23 protein-coding genes are annotated in these 16,945 nt (G+C 63.3%); 12 read left to right on the top strand and 11 right to left on the bottom strand.

Annotated elements, in window-relative coordinates; translation table 11 throughout:
• Positions 1-74 precede the first annotated feature (74 nt).
• Both INR99_RS05990 and INR99_RS05985 read left to right on the top strand, forming a co-directional pair.
• Positions 75-707, top strand: coding sequence for a pseudouridine synthase (locus INR99_RS05990; RefSeq protein ID WP_194115433.1), 633 nt, complete (start codon positions 75-77; stop codon positions 705-707).
• Positions 708-831: 124 nt separating this feature from the next.
• Positions 832-1,497, top strand: a complete 666-nt coding sequence (locus tag INR99_RS05985) for a YiaD family glycine zipper/OmpA-like lipoprotein (RefSeq protein ID WP_194115432.1) — start codon at positions 832-834, stop codon at positions 1,495-1,497.
• Between the two features lie 46 nt (positions 1,498-1,543).
• Here the strand turns inward: INR99_RS05985 and INR99_RS05980 are convergent, their stop codons facing one another.
• A complete protein-coding gene (locus INR99_RS05980) occupies positions 1,544-2,446 on the bottom strand; it encodes a LysR family transcriptional regulator (protein WP_194115431.1) in 903 nt (300 codons plus the stop codon).
• A gap of 131 nt (positions 2,447-2,577) precedes the next feature.
• Between INR99_RS05980 and INR99_RS05975 the strand changes: the two genes are divergently transcribed.
• From INR99_RS05975 to INR99_RS05950, 6 genes are all read left to right on the top strand, one after another.
• Positions 2,578-3,171, top strand: coding sequence for an FMN-dependent NADH-azoreductase (locus INR99_RS05975; protein ID WP_194115430.1), 594 nt, complete (start codon positions 2,578-2,580; stop codon positions 3,169-3,171).
• 128 nt (positions 3,172-3,299) lie between these two features.
• On the top strand, positions 3,300-3,767 hold the full coding sequence (locus INR99_RS05970; protein ID WP_194115429.1) for an NUDIX hydrolase: 468 nt from the start codon (positions 3,300-3,302) through the stop codon (positions 3,765-3,767).
• Entirely contained in the window at positions 3,764-4,834 is a 1,071-nt protein-coding gene (gene mnmA, locus INR99_RS05965) for a tRNA 2-thiouridine(34) synthase MnmA (RefSeq protein WP_194115428.1), read from the top strand. The genes INR99_RS05970 and mnmA overlap by 4 nt, the downstream gene beginning before the upstream one ends.
• Positions 4,835-4,846: 12 nt before the next feature.
• Entirely contained in the window at positions 4,847-5,149 is a 303-nt protein-coding gene (locus INR99_RS05960; RefSeq protein WP_194115427.1) for a hypothetical protein, read from the top strand.
• A 72-nt stretch (positions 5,150-5,221) separates the two neighbouring features.
• The gene (locus tag INR99_RS05955; RefSeq protein WP_194115426.1) at positions 5,222-5,692 is read left to right on the top strand and encodes a WbuC family cupin fold metalloprotein; all 471 of its coding nucleotides are present in this window, start codon (positions 5,222-5,224) and stop codon (positions 5,690-5,692) included.
• Positions 5,693-5,791: 99 nt separating this feature from the next.
• Complete coding sequence (locus tag INR99_RS05950) at positions 5,792-6,553, top strand: substrate-binding periplasmic protein (protein WP_194115425.1); 762 nt, start codon at positions 5,792-5,794, stop codon at positions 6,551-6,553.
• 2 nt (positions 6,554-6,555) lie between these two features.
• Here INR99_RS05950 and INR99_RS05945 read toward each other — a convergent pair whose 3' ends face one another.
• The 10 genes from INR99_RS05945 to INR99_RS05900 all read right to left on the bottom strand — a co-directional run bounded on the left by INR99_RS05945 (position 6,556) and on the right by INR99_RS05900 (position 14,489).
• Positions 6,556-7,518: a tyrosine recombinase XerC gene (locus INR99_RS05945; RefSeq protein WP_194115424.1), complete on the bottom strand. Its 963-nt coding sequence runs from the start codon at positions 7,516-7,518 to the stop codon at positions 6,556-6,558.
• Positions 7,511-8,242 (bottom strand): DUF484 family protein, encoded by a 732-nt coding sequence (locus tag INR99_RS05940; RefSeq protein ID WP_194115423.1) that lies wholly within the window; start codon positions 8,240-8,242, stop codon positions 7,511-7,513. Before INR99_RS05940 ends, INR99_RS05945 begins: the two co-directional genes overlap by 8 nt.
• A gap of 113 nt (positions 8,243-8,355) precedes the next feature.
• Entirely contained in the window at positions 8,356-9,186 is an 831-nt protein-coding gene (dapF, locus tag INR99_RS05935) for a diaminopimelate epimerase (protein WP_194115422.1), read from the bottom strand.
• A gap of 80 nt (positions 9,187-9,266) precedes the next feature.
• Positions 9,267-10,031: a DUF1835 domain-containing protein gene (locus tag INR99_RS05930; RefSeq protein WP_194115421.1), complete on the bottom strand. Its 765-nt coding sequence runs from the start codon at positions 10,029-10,031 to the stop codon at positions 9,267-9,269.
• Positions 10,024-10,443: a CoA-binding protein gene (locus tag INR99_RS05925; protein ID WP_194115420.1), complete on the bottom strand. Its 420-nt coding sequence runs from the start codon at positions 10,441-10,443 to the stop codon at positions 10,024-10,026. The genes INR99_RS05930 and INR99_RS05925 overlap by 8 nt, the downstream gene beginning before the upstream one ends.
• A gap of 62 nt (positions 10,444-10,505) precedes the next feature.
• On the bottom strand, positions 10,506-10,889 hold the full coding sequence (locus INR99_RS05920; protein WP_194115419.1) for a Rid family detoxifying hydrolase: 384 nt from the start codon (positions 10,887-10,889) through the stop codon (positions 10,506-10,508).
• 95 nt (positions 10,890-10,984) lie between these two features.
• A complete protein-coding gene (locus tag INR99_RS05915) occupies positions 10,985-11,767 on the bottom strand; it encodes a substrate-binding periplasmic protein (RefSeq protein WP_194115418.1) in 783 nt (260 codons plus the stop codon).
• Positions 11,768-11,857: 90 nt separating this feature from the next.
• Entirely contained in the window at positions 11,858-12,460 is a 603-nt protein-coding gene (locus INR99_RS05910) for a flavin reductase family protein (protein WP_194115417.1), read from the bottom strand.
• Positions 12,461-12,556: 96 nt separating this feature from the next.
• Positions 12,557-13,438, bottom strand: a complete 882-nt coding sequence (locus tag INR99_RS05905; protein WP_194115416.1) for a GGDEF domain-containing protein — start codon at positions 13,436-13,438, stop codon at positions 12,557-12,559.
• Between the two features lie 100 nt (positions 13,439-13,538).
• Positions 13,539-14,489 (bottom strand): TraB/GumN family protein, encoded by a 951-nt coding sequence (locus tag INR99_RS05900; protein ID WP_194115415.1) that lies wholly within the window; start codon positions 14,487-14,489, stop codon positions 13,539-13,541.
• A gap of 192 nt (positions 14,490-14,681) precedes the next feature.
• Between INR99_RS05900 and arfB the strand changes: the two genes are divergently transcribed.
• The 4 genes from arfB to INR99_RS05880 all read left to right on the top strand — a co-directional run.
• Positions 14,682-15,101, top strand: coding sequence for an alternative ribosome rescue aminoacyl-tRNA hydrolase ArfB (gene arfB, locus INR99_RS05895; protein ID WP_228098117.1), 420 nt, complete (start codon positions 14,682-14,684; stop codon positions 15,099-15,101).
• Positions 15,102-15,201: 100 nt separating this feature from the next.
• On the top strand, positions 15,202-15,837 hold the full coding sequence (locus tag INR99_RS05890; protein WP_194115414.1) for a hypothetical protein: 636 nt from the start codon (positions 15,202-15,204) through the stop codon (positions 15,835-15,837).
• Between the two features lie 84 nt (positions 15,838-15,921).
• Positions 15,922-16,278 carry a hypothetical protein gene (locus INR99_RS05885; RefSeq protein WP_194115413.1) on the top strand — a complete coding sequence of 119 codons (357 nt, stop codon included), beginning with the start codon at positions 15,922-15,924 and terminating at the stop codon, positions 16,276-16,278.
• A gap of 188 nt (positions 16,279-16,466) precedes the next feature.
• A partial coding sequence (locus INR99_RS05880) for a transposase family protein (RefSeq protein ID WP_505661157.1) occupies positions 16,467-16,945 on the top strand: 479 nt, incomplete at its 3' end.

Below are 16,945 nucleotides of genomic sequence, written 5' to 3'. Positions count from 1 at the left end.
GTGCAATAGTGGCCTGCTCGCGAAAAAACGCACTATTATCGCCGGTTTAGCCCCATCAGGACAAGGGAGACGGCATGGCGCGTCTGATTCTGTTGAACAAACCGTATGGCGTGATCTGCCAGTTCAGCCCCAGCCCGCCGCACCGCTGTCTTGCCGATTTGCTGGCCCAACCCGGCGTCTATCCCGCCGGCCGGCTGGATACCGATTCCGAGGGGCTGTTGCTGCTGACGGATTCTGGGCCACTGCAGGCCAAAATTGCCGACCCGCAGCACAAATTGCCCAAAACCTACTGGGTGCAGGTCGAGGGGGCGCCGAGCGATGCGGATCTGGCGCCCCTTCGGCGTGGTGTCGATCTGGGAGATTTTGTCACCAGGCCGGCCGAGGTGCGCATCATTGCCGAGCCCGCCGGCCTATGGGCGCGCACGCCGCCGGTGCGCTTTCGCGCGGCCATTCCGACCACCTGGCTGGAAATCATCATCCGCGAGGGCAAGAATCGTCAGGTGCGGCGGATGACGGCCAAGGTGGGGTATCCTACCCTGCGCCTTATTCGCTATGCGATAGGTGACTATACCCTTGATGGATTGTCACCGGAGTCCTGGCGTGAGCTGCACGTGGCCGCCCCCGCGGCAATCCGCCAGCGCGGCGATGAGGCGGCCCGTGGGCGGCCGAAACAGCGTGGCCGGCGCGGACCGAACAAGGCCCGCTGAGCGAAGCGCGGCCGGCTGGCAAAAATACCGGCGCCTTTGTGAGGCAGCCAACAAGCATGTCGCACTGGAAGGGCTAGAATTGCGGCAAATGGTGCAGCTCGCGCCACCAGCAAGGATGACCGCAATGAAAAAAGTACTGCTTCCCCTCTCCCTTATCATCGCCATGACGGGCTGTGCCAACGGCCAGCTTACCCAGACCGGGCAGGGTTCCATACTGGGTGCCGTCGGCGGGGCCATTGCCGGTGCGGCGATCGGCGGCATTACCGGCAGCAACCATGTCGGCCGGGATGCCGCAATCGGTGCCGCGGTTGGCGCGATTGGCGGTTACATCTGGTCATCGAACATGGAGAAACAGCGCCAGGAAATGGAGGAGGCAACGCAAGGCACCGGCATCGAGGTCAGCAAGACGCCGGATAACCAGCTGAAGATGGAAGTCCCCAGCGACTTCTCCTTTGATACCGGCAAGTACGCCATCAAGCCCAATATGCGCCCGGTGCTGGACAAGTTTGCCCAGACGCTACAGCAGAATCCGGTGACCAAAATCCGCATCGTGGGCCATACCGACAGTACAGGCAGCGACGCGATCAACAACCCGCTGTCGGTGAATCGTGCCGCTGCGGTGCGTGATTACCTGAGTAGCCGTGGTGTGTCCTACGACCGCATGGCCATTGATGGCCGTGGTTCGCGCGAGCCGGTGGCCGACAATGGCTCGGCGGCGGGGCGTGCGCAGAATCGCCGTGTCGAGATTTTTGTTGCCGAACAGGCGCAGCAGGCACAACCCGTCCAGTAAACCGTCTGGATGCTACTGCCCCATGGCCCGCCTGCTGGCGGGCTTTTTAGTGGGCGAAATGCAGGCTGGCTTCCAGCAGATCGAGAAAGGCGCGGGTTTTCAGTGGCATCAGCCGGCGCTCCGGAAACACCGCCCACGCCGTGACGGCCGGCAGATGCCAGTCGGGCAGCACGCGCACCAGCTCGCCCTGGCGCACAAAGGCTTCGGCATACAGGTGCGCCACTGCGGTGATGCCGAGGGCTTGCGCAGCCAGCCGGGCCAGCATATCGGGTGAGTTGACCCCGAAGCGGGAGGCTGGAGCGATCTCGCGTTTTTCGTTACCGCGTTGCAGCAGCCAGTGGGGCTCATCCCCGCCGCCCGGGGAGAGGCACAGACAGGCATGATTCAGTAGCTCATCGGGGGTATGTGGCTCACCTTCTCTGCTTATATAGGATGGAGCGGCATACAGTTGCGGGGTATAGAGCCAGATACGGCGCGTAACCAGCGAGGTTTCTACCGGCTTGCTGCCCATGCGGATCGCGAGATCGAAACCTTCCCCGATCAGGTCGACCCGGCGCGGCGACAGATCGAGCTGCAGCTGCACCTGCGGATAGCGGCGGCTGTATTCAGCCAGCACCGGCGAGATCAGCTGCGTGGCCAGATCATTGGGCATCGAGATGCGTAAAGTGCCGGCCGGCTCCAGCTGGCGCTGCCGGGCGAGCGCCAGAGCCGCCTCGGTTTCACTGTCGATCTGCCTGGCGTGCTCCAGGACGGCGGCCCCGAGTTCGGTCAGCCGTAGCGAGCGGGTGGTGCGGGTAATAAGGCGTTCGCCCAGTACCTCCTCCATGTGCGACAGCCGCCGCGACAATGTCGATTTCGGCATGTGCAGGCGTTCTGCTGCACGGGTGAAGCTGGCGGCGTCCACGATGCGGGCAAACAGCAGCAGGTCGTTAGGGTCGAGATCGTGCATGGCGAAAGGTGGGGGATTGTTGCTGTAGTGGAACAATCATATCCGTTATGGCGGATTTATCGGTGATTTAGTCGCGAGTACAGTGAGCCCATCGACTGCACGACGCAGCCAACCCGATAAGGAACACCGCTATGAACATCCTCCAAATCAATAGCAGCGCCAAGCGCGCCGGCTCGCAATCCACGACTCTGGCCAATCAGATCACTGCCCGTGTACTGGCGCAGCATCCGGCGGCCAGCCTGACTGTCCGTGATCTGGCCGTCACGCCGCACCCCATGCTCGACGAAGCCGCGCTGACTGCGCTGATGACTCCGGAAGCGGATCGCAGCCCCGAACAGGCTGCCCGCGTTGCACTGGATGATGCGCTGATTGCCGAAATCCAGGCTGCCGACGTGGTGGTGCTGGGCGTGCCGATGTACAACTTCAGCGTGACCGCGCAACTGAAGAACTGGATCGATGCCATTGCCCGGGCACGGGTGACGTTCCAGTACACCGCCAATGGCCCGGAAGGCTTGCTGACCGGCAAGAAGGTCTACGTCGCACTGACCCGTGGTGGTGTACACCGCGATCTGCCCAGTGACAATCAGGTGCCTTATCTGCGTACCGTACTCGGCTTTCTCGGCATGACCGATGTTGAATTCATCTATGCCGAAGGGCTGGCGATGGGCGATGCCGACGGCGTGCTGGCTGCGGCCAATGAGGCGATTGTGGCTGCGGTCGCGTGATGTCCGGGTATGCCCCTGGTACGGACTGAAATAAAGGTCCGCAGGGGTATACGTGGGTGCGTACCTGTGGCTCCGTGTTCCGGCCCGGCTTGCGGTAAAATCGCGCTTTGCCCTGCAAGCATAATTCCATGTGGAAACCCAATACCACTGTCGCGGCCATTGTCGAGCGTGACGGCAAATTCCTGTTCGTCGAAGAGCGTATCCTCGGCGAACTCAAGCTCAACCAGCCTGCTGGCCACGTCGAGAAAAACGAATCGATTGTGGCGGCCTGCGTGCGCGAAACGCTGGAAGAAACCGCCTACGCCTTCACGCCCACGGCGCTGGTGGGCATCTACCAGTGGACCGTTCCCGGCACTGATCTCACCTATCTGCGCTACGCGTTTACCGGCGAGCTGGGCGCCCACCATGCCGAGCGGACGCTGGACGACGGCATCGAGGCCGCCGTGTGGCTCACTCGCGATGAACTGATCGCCCGCAGCGCGCAGCATCGCAGTCCGCTGATTCTCGCCTGCGTTGATGACTATTTGGCGGGAAAGCGCTACCCGCTGGAGCTGCTGCGCGATTTCGACGCCCGCAACGAAGGAGCACTGACATGAGCAAGATCGTGGTGGGGCTTTCGGGCGGTGTTGATTCCTCGGTCACCGCGCACCTGCTGAAAGCACAGGGGCACGAAGTGCATGGCGTATTCATGCAGAACTGGGAAGACGACAACAACGACGAATATTGCTCGATCAAGGAAGACAGCATGGACGCCATCGCGGTGGCCGACCTGCTGGGCATCGACATTGAGCTGGTGAATTTTGCGTCCGAGTACAAGGATCGCGTGTTTGCCTATTTTCTGGCCGAGTACCAGGCCGGACGCACGCCGAACCCGGACATCCTGTGCAATAGCGAAATCAAGTTCAAATGCTTTCTGGACTACGCGATTGCGCTGGGCGGCGCCAAGATGGCGACCGGCCATTATTGCGGCAACCGTGTGCGGCCTGACGGGCGTACCGAGCTGATTCGCGCCAAGGACCAGAGCAAGGATCAGACCTACTTCCTCTATCGCCTGTCCCAGGCGCAGGTCAGCCAGGCGGTGTTCCCGCTCGGCGGCCTACTGAAAAGCGAAGTGCGCACGATTGCCGAGCAGATCCAGCTGCCCAACGCGAAAAAGAAGGACAGCACCGGCATCTGCTTCATCGGCGAGCGGCCGTTCCGCGAATTCCTGAACCGCTACCTGCCGACCAAGCCCGGCCGCATGGTCACGCCGGAAGGGCGCGTGATGGGCGAGCACATGGGGCTGATGTTCTACACGCTGGGCCAGCGTCAGGGGCTGGGCATCGGTGGCGACAAATCGGGCAGCGGCGAGCCGTGGTTCGTGGCGGCCAAGGACATGGCAAGCAATGAATTGATCGTCGTGCAGGGCCATGACCACCCGCTGCTGCTGAAATCAACGCTGGTCGCGCAGGATTGCTCGTGGATTCTCGGTGAAGCGCCGGCCCCGGGCCGTTACACCGCGAAAACCCGCTACCGCCAGCAAGACGCCGCCTGCGAGCTGGTTGATCTGGGCGAGGGGCGCTGCGAGCTGAAGTTCACTGATCCGCAATGGGCGGTGACACCGGGGCAGTCGATGGTGCTCTACGACGGCGAGGCGTGTCTGGGCGGTGGGATTATCCTGTAAAGAGGGGCTGGTATGGCGCTAGGAACAAGCAAGCAGGCTTGGTTCAAGGTTGTTCAACTGGCAGTCACGGCCAGCCGTTCATTGGCCTGGCAAGGCCAGCGCGCACAAAGTGAGGAAGAGCGCCTCTATTGTCTCGAGCAAATTGCTGATCTACAGGATGCCATTCACGTCATCGTCGAGTTACTCCCCGAATGGGAACGTTGTGACGAAAAGGCTTTGCGGGCGACTTTTCTGGAGGCGTATGACCAGCGCTGGGGGCATGTTCCTCCCGGCAGTCTATGCGAAGAGCTTGACCGGCATTCGCCACCAAAATGAGCAATATCTCAACGGTCAGGAATTAACCACTGACTCACATTTAGTTCAAGTCCGGCGCTGTGCAGGATGCTTATGACAACTTTGTTTGATGCTTCCCTTTTTGCTGATCTCTGTGCTCGCGCCGCAGCAGCGCCGCGCCTGCGCGTGCACCACAATCTGCATACGCAGAACGAGGACCCGTGCCATCGGCTGCTGGTCGCGATCGCACCTGGCAGTTATGTGCCGCCACACCGCCATCTGGATGAGAAAAAGGGCGAGCTGCTGGTGGTGCTGCAGGGCGAGCTGGGGGTGTTGCTGTTTGCTGACGATGGTTCGGTGCAACAGGCGCTAACCCTGCGCGCCGGAACGGCCGCTTGCGGCATCGACATTACGCCGGGAAACTGGCACGCGGTGGTGGCGTTGCAGCCTCAGACGGTGTTTCTCGAGTGCAAGGCCGGCCCTTATGTTCCTTTGCTGGCGGAAGAGCGGGCGGTTTGGGCGCCAGGCGAGGGGGAGCAGGGTGTTGCTTCCTATCTGGATGGGCTGGTGCGCCAGTTCGCTTAGACTGCCGTCGTACCACACTGGCGTGTGACTGCGTTTCCTTTCCCGGTGCTGCGGTGCAGAATATTGTCATGTTCTGACACGGCAAGTCATGGAGGGCGTATGAGACACTGGCTGGTGGCGGTGATGCTGGCCTGGCTGGCGATTCCGGCTTGGGCGGCCGAAAAGCTCACGCTCTGTCATGAGGACGTGGACGTGTTTCCCTGGGTATTCGGTGAAAAGGACGGTCTGGATCGCTACGTGATGCAGACCGTGGCCCGGCATCTGCAGCTGGAGGTGACGTATCGCGCACTGCCGTGGAAGCGCTGCCAGTATGAGGTGCGGGAAGGGCTGAGCGATGGCATGTTTTCGGCAGCCTTCAGCGCCGAACGCACGCTGTATGCCGCGTATCCGATGGCCGCGGATGGCCAGCCCGATGCCGCTCTGCGCATGGGGCGGGATCGTTATCTGGTGTTCCGCAAGCTGGGGCATGCCGCCAGCTGGCAGGGCGGGCGCTTTGTCCACGCCGAACGCGCGGGGATCCAGGCCGGTTACAGCATCGGTGCCGAGCTGCGTACGCAGGGGCTGCTGCTGGACGAACGCTCGGCCACCGCTGAAGACGTGCTGCGCAAGCTGGATGCGGGCAGTGTTGATGTTGCGGTGTTGCTGGAGGGGCCGGCGCTGCGTGCCATGCAGCAGTTTCCGCGCTGGTCTTCGCGGCTGGAGGCCTTGCCGGAAAGCTATCGCGAAAATGATATGTTCCTCGCTCTGGGGCGTGGCGTGTGCCAGAAACGCCCCGGACTGTGCCACAAGCTGTGGCAGGAAATCCGCGTGGTGCGGGAAAGCGCCGAATACCGCCAGCTGCAGCGCAAATACGGCCTGTAACCCTATTTGCGCCTGGCGCGCGGGTGTGCCGCGTCGTACACCTTCGCCAGATGCTGGAAATCCAGATGGGTGTAGACCTGCGTGGTGCTGATGCTGGCATGCCCCAGCAGCTCCTGCACCGCCCGCAGATCACCGGAAGATTGCAGGAGGTGGGTGGCGCAGCTGTGGCGCAGCTTGTGCGGATAAAGCGGCTCGGCCAGCCCCAGTACGGTTTGCCAGTGTTTCAGCCGCAACTGGATCGCGCGCGATGTGAGCGCACCGCCCTTGTTGCTGACAAAGACGCTGATCACTCCGCTGTGTGCCAGTTGCGGGCGCAGCAGCAGCCAGCGGCGCAGCGCCTCCACGGCTGCATGGCCGACCGGCACCAGCCGTGTCTTGCTGCCCTTGCCCAGTACGCGGGCTTCGCCTTGCGCCAGATCGAGATCGGCGAGTTTCAGTCCGGCGAGTTCGGACACGCGCAGTCCCGATGAATATGCCAGCTCGAAAATGGCCTTGTCGCGGCAGGCCAGTACCTCATCGTCAGGCAGGGCATCGAGAAAGCCGCTGGCGCTGTCCGTGGTCAGGGTTTCCGGCAGCGGTTTTCTGGCCTTGGGCGGACGCACACCATCCACCGGATTGAGCGGCCAGTGAAAATCGCGGCACATCAGGCGGTAGAACGCCCGCCAGGCCGACAGGATGCGCGCGATGCTGCGCCCGGACAGGCCGCGACTGGCCAGCTGTCTGACCATTCCACGAATAGCCATTGGGGTAATGCTTTGCAGCTCTTGATTCTGGCTGAGCTCCGCCAGATACCCTAGGTCACGCTGGTAGGCGGCCAGCGTGTGCGGGCTGACCATGCGCTCACCCTGCAGGTGGCGGAAGAAATGCTCGAAACCGGTCAGACTGGCTGGCGAGGGGCTGGCCTGCGTTTCATCGGAAGAGGCAGGCAGCCCCGTTGCCGTTGAGGCTGGCGTTGGCTCAGGCATCCGCCGGGGCTTCTTCTTCCAGGACCGGCACATCATCGTGGCGTGCTTCCTCGGCGATGTCCTGGCACACCGCATTGCCGCTGACGCGACGGATGGCGGCAGACACCAGCTCGGACAGGCGCTGCAGATACAGCGTGCCCATATCGGGATAGAAGCGCTGCGGGTCTTCGCTGGCCATGACCAGAATGCCGAAGGGCTCACCGGCCGTTTTCAGCGCGAACTGCGCGAACGATTGCAGCGTGCCGGCCTCGTCGGCAAACCAGCCACGAACTTCGTCGGTGGCGTAGGGGCCGCAGTAGGGAGAAACCAGATTCTGCGCCAGCTTGTGCACGGCGTCGCCGACCGGGGCGAATTCGCGCAGATTGCTGTCGACCTCGGGCAGCCACAGCCGCATGGCGACCTGCGGCACGGCAAAGCGCTGCTGCAGGTGAAATTCCAGCGTGCCGATGATTCCCGGCAGATCACGCGCCTGCATCAGGTCGACGCTCAGACGATGCAGCTTGTCGGAGATCTGGTCGTTTTCCTCGCCGAAGGCCAGCAGCTCGTGCAGCTTGCCCTCCAGCGCGCGGTTGCGCTCGCGCAGGGTTTGCAGCTGGCGCTCGGTCAGCGAGACGGCTTGCCCGCCGTGGCTGTGCGCGACGTAGATGTCGGCAATCTCGTGGGCGAAATGATCGAAAAACTCGGGATGCTGGCGCAGCCAGTCGAGCATGTCCTGTTCTTGCATGATGACTCCGTACGGCAATGACAAGGCCAAAGCCAGAGCCTAGCGCAGACACGCGCCGGTTGCAGCGAAAACCGCCGGGCGCCGGCAGGTGTCGCGCTCAGGCGACACACTGATCAGGCCGCGAGCTCGCCGCTGAAGACGGTGACGGCCGGGCCGGTCATGAAGACCGGCTGGCCGCTGCCGGCCCAGGCGATGGTCAGGTCACCGCCGCGGGTATGCACCAGCACGCGTTCATCGAGCAGGCCGCGGCGGATGCCGGCGACTACGGCGGCGCAGGCGCCGGTGCCGCAGGCCAGCGTTTCGCCGGCGCCGCGCTCGAACACGCGCAGGCGGATTTCAATGCGGCTGACGATTTCCATGAAGCCGGCATTCACGCGGGCCGGAAAGCGCGGATGATTTTCGATCAGCGGGCCCTGCTCGGCCACCGGCGCCGTGACGACCGAATCCACCACCTGCACGGCATGCGGATTACCCATCGAGACCACTGAAATGTCCACGACCCGTTCGCCGACGATCAGCGGATCGATCAGTGCCTCGTTCGGCGCCTCGAAGGGAATTTCTTCCGGGGCGAAACGCGGTACGCCCATGTTCACGGTGACATTGCCATCGGCTTCCAGCTTCGGGTAGATGATGCCCTTGGCGGTTTCGACCGTGATCTCGTCCTTGTCGGTCAGTCCCTGGTCGCGCACGAAGCGCGCAAAGCAGCGCGCGCCGTTGCCGCATTGCTCGACTTCGTCGCCATCGCAGTTGAAGATGCGGTAGCGGAAATCAACACCAGCCTGCGTGCTCTGTTCAACCAGCAGCAGCTGATCGAAGCCGATGCCGAAATGCCGGTCGCCCCATTGCTGGATGAGTTCCGGGCTGAGCGTCACGCTCTGGCGCACGCCGTCGATGACCATGAAGTCATTACCCAGGCCGTGCATCTTGGAAAAACGCAGTGTCATGGCAGAAATCCGCAAATCGATGATGTGCGGATTAGACCGCAGCCCCGGCAGCCCGTACAGCAATCTTTTCTGATCGGCCTTTAGGCGCGGTGATGCGGTGTGCGGCGCACGCGCGAGCGGGCCAGTGAAAAATCGGGGTCGGCTTCGGCAAACTCCACCCGGCCGGCACGGCCCAGCAGCGCCATGCGCCAGCTGCCCAGCCAGTCGCTGCGGAAGAACCCCTGCGAGTTGCCCATCCATTCGCCAACGGCCTGAAACGCCGGCTCCCAGCGGCTGCCGGTGCACAGCCACAGCTCATCATCCAGGCTGTCGATCGACGCGCAGTGGAACGTGCCATTCACCCAGCTGCGCAGGCCATCGCTTTGCCTTAGTGTTTCCCACTCGGCAGCCAGAACCCCGAGCGCCTGCGCGCTCAACACTTCACCCAGCCCGGCGGCTGCCTGCAACTGCGCAGGTTCGCACATGCCCAGCGCAAACATGCCCTCGGGAAACACCGATTCGATCTGCGGCACGCGGATCAGCGTGAAGGGTTTGCCCTGCCGCCACCAGGCCACACGGCGCAGCATCAGTTCTTCGCCGCTGGAGTTGCCGATCCACACGGTCAGCGCGTCGGGCAGGCTGGCGAGCAGCGCGCGTTCTTCGGCGAGCTTGTCGGCAAAGCGGTAGGGGAAAAACGGGTTTACTTCGCTCCAGAATGCCGCGCGCTGGACGCCGTCGCTATCCACGTCGGCCAGCGGACCCACGGGCAGGTCGTCGCGAGCCACCAGAACGGTCGCATCCGGCAATGCCGCGCGCAGGCAACCGGCTGCGCAATCGCCAAGAATCAGGTGCGGGCCCTTATTCACTGCACAAGCGTCCGTAGTCGACCATCAGGCAGCGATCCATGATCACCGTCATTCCCGCGTCCTGTGCCCGCTGCGCCGCCGCTTCGTTGATGACGTCGAGCTGCAGCCACAGTGCCGGCGCACCGATGGCCAGTGCATCATCGACGATGGCGTCGACTTCAGCCGGCCGGCGGAACACATTCACCAGATCGACCGGCTCGGGGATGGCCAGCAGATTGGGGTAGCACTTTTCGCCCAGTACTTCGTCCAGCAGGGGATTGACCGGAATGATGGTGAAGCCCCAGCGCTGCATCAGCTTGCTCACGCCATGGCTGGCGCGGCCAGGCTTGTCGGAAATCCCGACCACGGCAATGCGGCGGGTGTGCTCCAGTAGCGTACGGATTTCATCATCACCGGGGTTGGCGAAGCTCATCGGGTCTTCCTGATGGGTATGTGGCTGTAGTTTTTTCTGAATATGGCTTGGAGGTGGATACCTTACTCGGTAATCACCATGACCGCATCCGCTTCCACCAGCGCGCCCTTGGGCAGTGCGGCGGCCTGCACAGCGGCGCGGGCCGGGAAGGGGGCGCTGAAGTACTGGCCCATGATTTCGTTCAGCTTGGCGAAGTTGGCCAGGTCAACGACAAACACGCCCAGCTTCACGATGTCCTTCAGATCACCACCTGCGGCCTGGCACACGGCGCGCAGGTTCTGGAACACGCGATGGGTCTGGGCTTCGAAGCCGTCATCGAGCGCCCCGCTGGCCGGATCCAGCCCGATCTGGCCGGACAGGTAGACGGTATTGCCGACCTTGACGGCTTGCGAATAGGTGCCAACGGCGGCGGGGGCGTTGTCGCTGTGAATGATGGTCTTGCTCATGGCGCAGATGATCCGTAGCAGAAAAGAAAGGCCTTATTAAACCACAGACGTTTGGCACTGCCGCGTTGCGGCATGAATAAATGCAGGTGTCTGCCCTACATCCCGTAATGCGGCAGCAGCTTGCGGATGTCTCCGCGCGCGCCGGCCGCACGCAAGGCGGCGTCCAGCGCCTGCCGGAAACGCAGCCCCGCTGGCGTTTCGGCTTGCCGGCCGAAACCGATGTGGGCCGGATTGCTGGCGAGCTCGGTGACTTCCACCAGCAGCTGCTCATCGCGGAGCTCCGCCGGCAGGCTCTCGCTGCGCAGTTTCTGCAGGGCAAAGCGGATCGCAAGCCGGTCATTGGCATAACAGGCAATGCGCGCACTGGCGAGCTTGCGCAGATTGGCGCTGGTGCTTTGTGCCTCCTCGAGGCGGATCTGGCCGGAGTGGCTGGCCTGTTGCAGCTGGTCACTCAGCAGGAAGCCGCTATTTACGCCGATGACCAGCCCGGTGAAATCATCCGGGAAGCGCTGCCTGGGGCGTGACAGGTACTGGCGGTGGCACAGCAGCACCACGGTTTCGCGAAACAGCGGCTCGGAATACCCCACGATGTAATCACGCCCGCTCAGGCGGTAGGGTGGAAACAGCCCGAAGATCTCGCCGCTTTGCAGCTGTGCCAGCCCGCGTTTCCAGGGCACCGGCTTGAGCTCCAGCTGGTAGCCCGGCAGCTCGGCGGCGAGCTGGCGCAGAAAGTCGACGTAGATCCCTTTGAACTGGCCGTCCTCGAGGTAGGAATACGGCGGGTAATTGGCATCGCCATACAGCGTGATGGTGTCGATGGCCGTGGCGGGCTGCCACGGCAGCAGGGCAAACAGGATCGACAACAGGCACTTGCGCATGGCGTTCTCCGGGCAGGTGCGGCCTGTCCGGCAACGACCCTGCTGTAACCGTGATAGTGCAGGGCAGCCCTGCCGGCAAGTGCGGGGCGCCTAGCGCCGTGGTGCGTCGAAGCGTTCGCCGATGCTGGCGTAATCCATCCCGCCCAGCCGCATCAGCGGATTGAAGGGATCGGGGTGGATGCGCCCGTCCTGCAGGATGCTGTCGGCGGCAAAGGCGTGCACGATTTCGATCAGGCAGTGATCGGCAATGACCTGTCCGGGCTGCCCTGGCGCCTCGATCGGGATGTGCCGCCACAGGCGGCCTTCCAGCGCCAGCACGGCGTCGGCCAGACGTGGCGGTGTCACGCTTTGTGCCGGGGCAAGCGCCAGCCCCAGCAACTCGGCCTCGCTTTCGTGGGGGGCGAAATTGCGTCCGGAGGCCGCGACCTGGGCGACATCGCTGCGGCTGGGCAGATGGATCACGCATTCACCTTGCTCCAGCAGATTGCGGGCGGTGTCCTTGGCCTGTCCGTCGCGGCCCCGGTTGATGCTGATGGCGACCAGCGGCGGGTCATCCGTCACCATGTTGAACCAGGAAAACGGCGCCACATTGACCACGCCGGTGGTGCTGACGGTGCTGACCCAGGCGATCGGGCGCGGCACGACCGCGTCGCTGAGCAGGGTGTATTTCTCGTTCGGCGTCAGCGCCGCCATGGTCCATTCCATAATTGCCACTATCTGAGGTTGCTTGGCTCGCCGGCTTGCGCCGCGAAGCGGGGATTGATTTGTCGTGTGCGCGCCAGCAGGCGGCTAGGGAGGTGCCGGCCTGCGGGTGGCGCGCTTGGCGTTGTACATCGCGTGGTCGGCGCTGGCAAGCAGCAAATCGGCTTGCCGCAGTTCGTCCGGCGAATAGTGCGCGCGACCGATGCTCAGCGACACGCCAAATTCCGACTCCAATGGTTGCACGCGCAGTTTCAGGCGCTGTTCCTGCCGGCTGGCCTCTGCGTCGTCAGCTCCGGTGAGCAGTGCGGCAAATTCATCGCCGCCCAGCCGGAATACAGCACCGGGCAAATCACTCAGTGCTGCCGCGCAGGCCTGCAGCACCTTGTCGCCGGTTTCATGGCCGAGCCGGTCGTTGACCTGCTTGAACTGATTGACGTCGATATACAGCAAGATACCGGTTTCGCCGGCGCGGGCTGCCTGGCTGAAGGCCTCGAACAGGGCCCTGCGGTTGCCCAGCCCCGTCAGCTCGTCCCGGAACGCCCAGTCATGCAGGGTCTGTTCCAGTGTCTGCCGTCGGGCAATTTCTTCATGCAGCGAAGCAATCAGCGCTTCGCGGTCCTGGTTGACTCGCACATACGCTAGCCCGATCAGGAAAAAGGCGACAGCAAAGAGTGGGTCATCCAGCGTATCGGCCAGCTTGCCCAGCGGATGCGAGATGGGTAGTGCGCCGTCCAGCCAGTCCAGAATCCCGGCCAGCAGATACAGCAGCAGCCCGCTGCGATAGGCCAGCCATTGGCTGTGGGCGGTTCTGGCCAGCCAGGCCAGCGAGCAGACCAGCAGACTAAGCAGCAGGCCGTACAGATCGTGTGCGCCGGGTATGCCCGGAATGCGCAGCAGCAGATAGAGCAGCGCAAGCAGCAGCAGCCAGTGCCGGGTGGGCTGGCGGATCAGCCGGTCGATCAGGGACATGCGGCACGCTCCGGAGAAATGGGCCTGGCTGCACATCGGGCAGCCGGGGGCAGTAGCCCTATGAATCTAGTTTCCCCGGTGTCGGCCTGCCAGTTCCCGTTTACGGATTGGCGGGGGCAATCCGCTCGACGCGGTAACCGCGCTGGCGCAGCAGGTTCACCAGCCCGGCCTTGCCGACCAGATGCAGTGCGCCGACGGCCACAAACAGCGATTTGCCATCCTGGTGCCACTGGTCGATTTTCGGCGCCATGCGGCGGTTGCGCTCGTCCAGCAGTTGCTGCATGAACTGCTTTTCGGCACGAGTGTTCACACAGTTGCACCAGCGCTCGTAGCTGGCCAGATCCTGCTCGTTGCCACTGGCCCAGGCGCGGCTGAGGCGCTCCAGCTGGCGGCGGGCGCTGCCGTTGTCCAGCTGGCGCAAGCCTTCAGGCAGCATCTGCAGGGCCTGCTCGCGCGGGATGCCTTCGAAAATGGCGAACTGCTCGCGCGCGGTTTCCAGTGCCAGCAAGGGCTTGCCGCTGTCGCGTGCCTGCTGCAGCCACATCATTTCGCTGCCGTAGGCGGCATCCAGCCCGATGCGCCGGGCATCGAGCACGCTCAGCGTCATCTGCAGCATCGCGGGCGACACCTGAGTGGTCAGCGCCTCCGGCAGGCAGGCGCGTTGCAGCTGGCGGCGGAATTCCGCCTGCAAAGCAGGAGGCAGTTCGTCAAAGCGCAAGCCCCAGCGCGAACGATCCTGCATTTCGTTTTGCACCTCGGCGGCGGTCGGGTCCAGCTCCATCACCAGCACGTCGCTGGCGGCAAAGGCGGCGCGCAGTTGCGGGCCGGGAAAATACCACTGCGGCTTGCCGACATGCAGCGTGCCGTAGAGCCAGGAGCTGCGGCCATCCTTGCTGATTTTCCACAGCAGGCCATGATCGCCGGCCTTGGCTGGCAGCGCCTGCCATTCGGCGGCGCTGACCCGGTCGGCCACCGGGCAGTCGCTGCGGGCGTGCGCCAGCCCCGTGAACAGGAAAAAAAACAAAGCAATGCTGTGCAGAAAGTGGCGCACGTGCTGAACCTGGATGAGTGATGGCAAGGTTGCTCATGATTATGCCACGCTTGGCACAGCGAACCTTGCTCATGAGGAAAGGCGTGCAGGCTGGTTTGCCCCATCCGGGGGATAGTTTCGCCTCAACGTGCGCGTCCCGCGCTCGAAATGCCGGCCGGGAACCGGTACATTGGCCGAACCGCATTCCTGGGCATGCCGTTTCCCGTCATCATGCACATCACCCGCATTCCCGAGCACGAGCTCGAGTTCACCGCCATCCGCGCCCAAGGCGCCGGCGGGCAGAACGTCAACAAAGTCTCCAGCGCCGTGCACCTGCGCTTCGTGATTGCGGCATCCTCGCTGCCGGATTTCATCAAGGAGCGGCTGCTGGCGCTCAAGGACCAGCGCATCAGCAAAGATGGCGTGGTGATCATCAAGGAGCAGACCTCGCGCAGCCAGGAAGCCAACCGGCAGGACGCCATCGCGCGGTTGCTGGTGCTGATCAACAGCGTCGCGCACACGCCGAAAGCGCGCCGCGCCACCAAACCCACGCGCGGCTCGCAAACCCGGCGTCTGGATGGCAAGCAGCTGCGCGGCCGCGTGAAGGCGCTGCGCGGCAAGGTCACCGAATAAGTGCCTGGCGGGCCGATTTGCAACACGGCCTGCCATCCTGCCTGCCCAGGTCGGGCGCCCGGCTTATGATGGGGCTTTGCCCGGCAACGGAACACTCGGCATGCGCACAATGATGGGGTTGATGTGGATGGGGAGCGTGCTGCTGGCCAGTCCTGCCCGGGCCGATCTGATTCCGCCGCAGCAGGTCAAAGCCGAAGCGCGCATGGCGCAGAATCCGACTCTGTATGATCGCAGCGACCAGTACTGCCTGAACAAAAGGGTGGGGGCCGCCTGCCGCATCGACGCGCACCCCGTGCTCGGCGGCGGGCCCGGCCGCTGCGAGCGCTTTATCGACAGGAACACATGGACGATTGATCTGCAGTGCCAGATCGATGACCTTGTCCTGCCAGAGGGGCCGGAAAACGCGCCGTTTTATCCGCCGCATGATTTCTGCAGCAACGGCAAGGTACCGCCGGCGTTCGAATCATATATGGCGTGCCCGCCACAGCGCACGATCCCGGCAGATCGATTCTGTCAGGGCCGCCAGATCGGGCAGGCCTGCACGCTCGAATATCGTGACAGCAAGGGCAAACCGGGCAGTGTCGCCTGGCAGTGCCAGCGCATTCAGGAATTCGACGATTTCTACTTCGCCGGCTGGCATCAGGCTCAGCGCACCGTCATCGTCTGCCGCCCGCCCGGCTCCGCCCCCGTGCGGCAGTGGACCGAGCGCAGCCTGCTGAAGAAGCTGCTGAACTGATGTTGTCGGGTATATGCCTGTAGGCTATTGAATGATTTATCTCTGTGCTTATAGGTTCGTGGGTATTGTTCGGGCTGTTCCGCCGTGTTGCTGACAGCAAACCCCGCCACACTGCTGACCCTGGCCATCGAAGTTGCCGTAGTCAGTGCCTGGCGCTGGGCACAGCCCGTGCCGTTTCGCGCTGTCTCCTGGCCGCACTGGCTGGGCCTGTGCGTGCTGGCCAACCTGCTCACCCACCCGCTGGCCTGGCGGCTGGCGGTGCTGCTGGTGCCGGCAGATTACCGGGCGGGATTCTGGCTGATCGAGCTGGGGGTATGGCTGGTCGAAACGGGGGCTTACTGGACGGTGTGGCGCAGCCGCGTTGGATTGCTGCGCGCCGCAGCTGTATCCCTGCTGGCGAATCTGGTGTCGATGCTGGCGGGTTTTGTGCTGGCCACGTGATTGCCATATTGGAGGGGGGCATCTGTCCTCAGTAGCGGCTGACCGGCCAAAGCGGACATTTCTGCTTTAATCTTGGTATTGTCTAGCTGTCTGGTCTCGGATCATAATTTACCCATCCGCAGTTGGCGACTCTATCTGGCACGTTCGGTTTTGGGTACGCTCTGCATGTCGATCTCCAGGTCAGGCCAATGAATCTCCGTTTGCACGGGCGCGCCCGTACCACCCCGGCTGTTCGTGCCGAAATCCAGGCCGCGCCGGCCGCCATCACCGATGCCGAACTGGCACGCCGCTATGGTGTCAGCAAGCCCACCATTGCCAAATGGCGCCGACGCAGCTCGGTGCACGATGAATCACACACCGCGCATCATCTGCAAACCACACTGACACCCGCCCAAGAGTGCGTCGCCGTCGAACTCCGCAAACTGCTGCGTCTGGCTCTGGATGACTTGCTGGTTGTCGTGCGCGAATTCCTTAATCCCTCGGTCTCGCGAGCCGGCCTTGGCCGTTGCCTGGCCCGCCATGGCGTCAGTCGTCTGCTGGACCTTGAGCCACCGGCATGCCCGGACAAGGGGAAGCCGTTCAAAGCTTATGAACCCGGGTTTGTGCATGTGGATGTGAAGTACCTGCCGCAAATGCCGGATGAAACGGCGCGACGCTATCTGTTTGT

Origin of the sequence: Chitinilyticum piscinae, from assembly GCF_015223195.1 — a bacterium.
GTDB lineage: Bacteria > Pseudomonadota > Gammaproteobacteria > Burkholderiales > Chitinibacteraceae > Chitinilyticum > Chitinilyticum piscinae.
This window is presented reverse-complemented; position numbering and strand designations above follow the sequence as displayed.

Bases quoted from the DNA above. Each gene is read 5' to 3' on its own strand.
- INR99_RS05990 (WP_194115433.1), top strand. From the start codon at position 75: ATGGCGCGTCTGATTCTGTTGAACAAACCGTATGGCGTGATCTGCCAG.
- INR99_RS05985 (WP_194115432.1), top strand. From the start codon at position 832: ATGAAAAAAGTACTGCTTCCCCTCTCCCTTATCATCGCCATGACGGGC.
- INR99_RS05980 (WP_194115431.1), bottom strand. From the start codon at position 2,446: ATGCACGATCTCGACCCTAACGACCTGCTGCTGTTTGCCCGCATCGTG.
- INR99_RS05975 (WP_194115430.1), top strand. From the start codon at position 2,578: ATGAACATCCTCCAAATCAATAGCAGCGCCAAGCGCGCCGGCTCGCAA.
- INR99_RS05970 (WP_194115429.1), top strand. From the start codon at position 3,300: ATGTGGAAACCCAATACCACTGTCGCGGCCATTGTCGAGCGTGACGGC.
- mnmA (WP_194115428.1), top strand. From the start codon at position 3,764: ATGAGCAAGATCGTGGTGGGGCTTTCGGGCGGTGTTGATTCCTCGGTC.
- INR99_RS05960 (WP_194115427.1), top strand. From the start codon at position 4,847: ATGGCGCTAGGAACAAGCAAGCAGGCTTGGTTCAAGGTTGTTCAACTG.
- INR99_RS05955 (WP_194115426.1), top strand. From the start codon at position 5,222: ATGACAACTTTGTTTGATGCTTCCCTTTTTGCTGATCTCTGTGCTCGC.
- INR99_RS05950 (WP_194115425.1), top strand. From the start codon at position 5,792: ATGAGACACTGGCTGGTGGCGGTGATGCTGGCCTGGCTGGCGATTCCG.
- INR99_RS05945 (WP_194115424.1), bottom strand. From the start codon at position 7,518: ATGCCTGAGCCAACGCCAGCCTCAACGGCAACGGGGCTGCCTGCCTCT.
- INR99_RS05940 (WP_194115423.1), bottom strand. From the start codon at position 8,242: ATGCAAGAACAGGACATGCTCGACTGGCTGCGCCAGCATCCCGAGTTT.
- dapF (WP_194115422.1), bottom strand. From the start codon at position 9,186: ATGACACTGCGTTTTTCCAAGATGCACGGCCTGGGTAATGACTTCATG.
- INR99_RS05925 (WP_194115420.1), bottom strand. From the start codon at position 10,443: ATGAGCTTCGCCAACCCCGGTGATGATGAAATCCGTACGCTACTGGAG.
- INR99_RS05920 (WP_194115419.1), bottom strand. From the start codon at position 10,889: ATGAGCAAGACCATCATTCACAGCGACAACGCCCCCGCCGCCGTTGGC.
- INR99_RS05915 (WP_194115418.1), bottom strand. From the start codon at position 11,767: ATGCGCAAGTGCCTGTTGTCGATCCTGTTTGCCCTGCTGCCGTGGCAG.
- INR99_RS05910 (WP_194115417.1), bottom strand. From the start codon at position 12,460: ATGGCGGCGCTGACGCCGAACGAGAAATACACCCTGCTCAGCGACGCG.
- INR99_RS05905 (WP_194115416.1), bottom strand. From the start codon at position 13,438: ATGTCCCTGATCGACCGGCTGATCCGCCAGCCCACCCGGCACTGGCTG.
- arfB (WP_228098117.1), top strand. From the start codon at position 14,682: ATGCCGTTTCCCGTCATCATGCACATCACCCGCATTCCCGAGCACGAG.
- INR99_RS05890 (WP_194115414.1), top strand. From the start codon at position 15,202: ATGCGCACAATGATGGGGTTGATGTGGATGGGGAGCGTGCTGCTGGCC.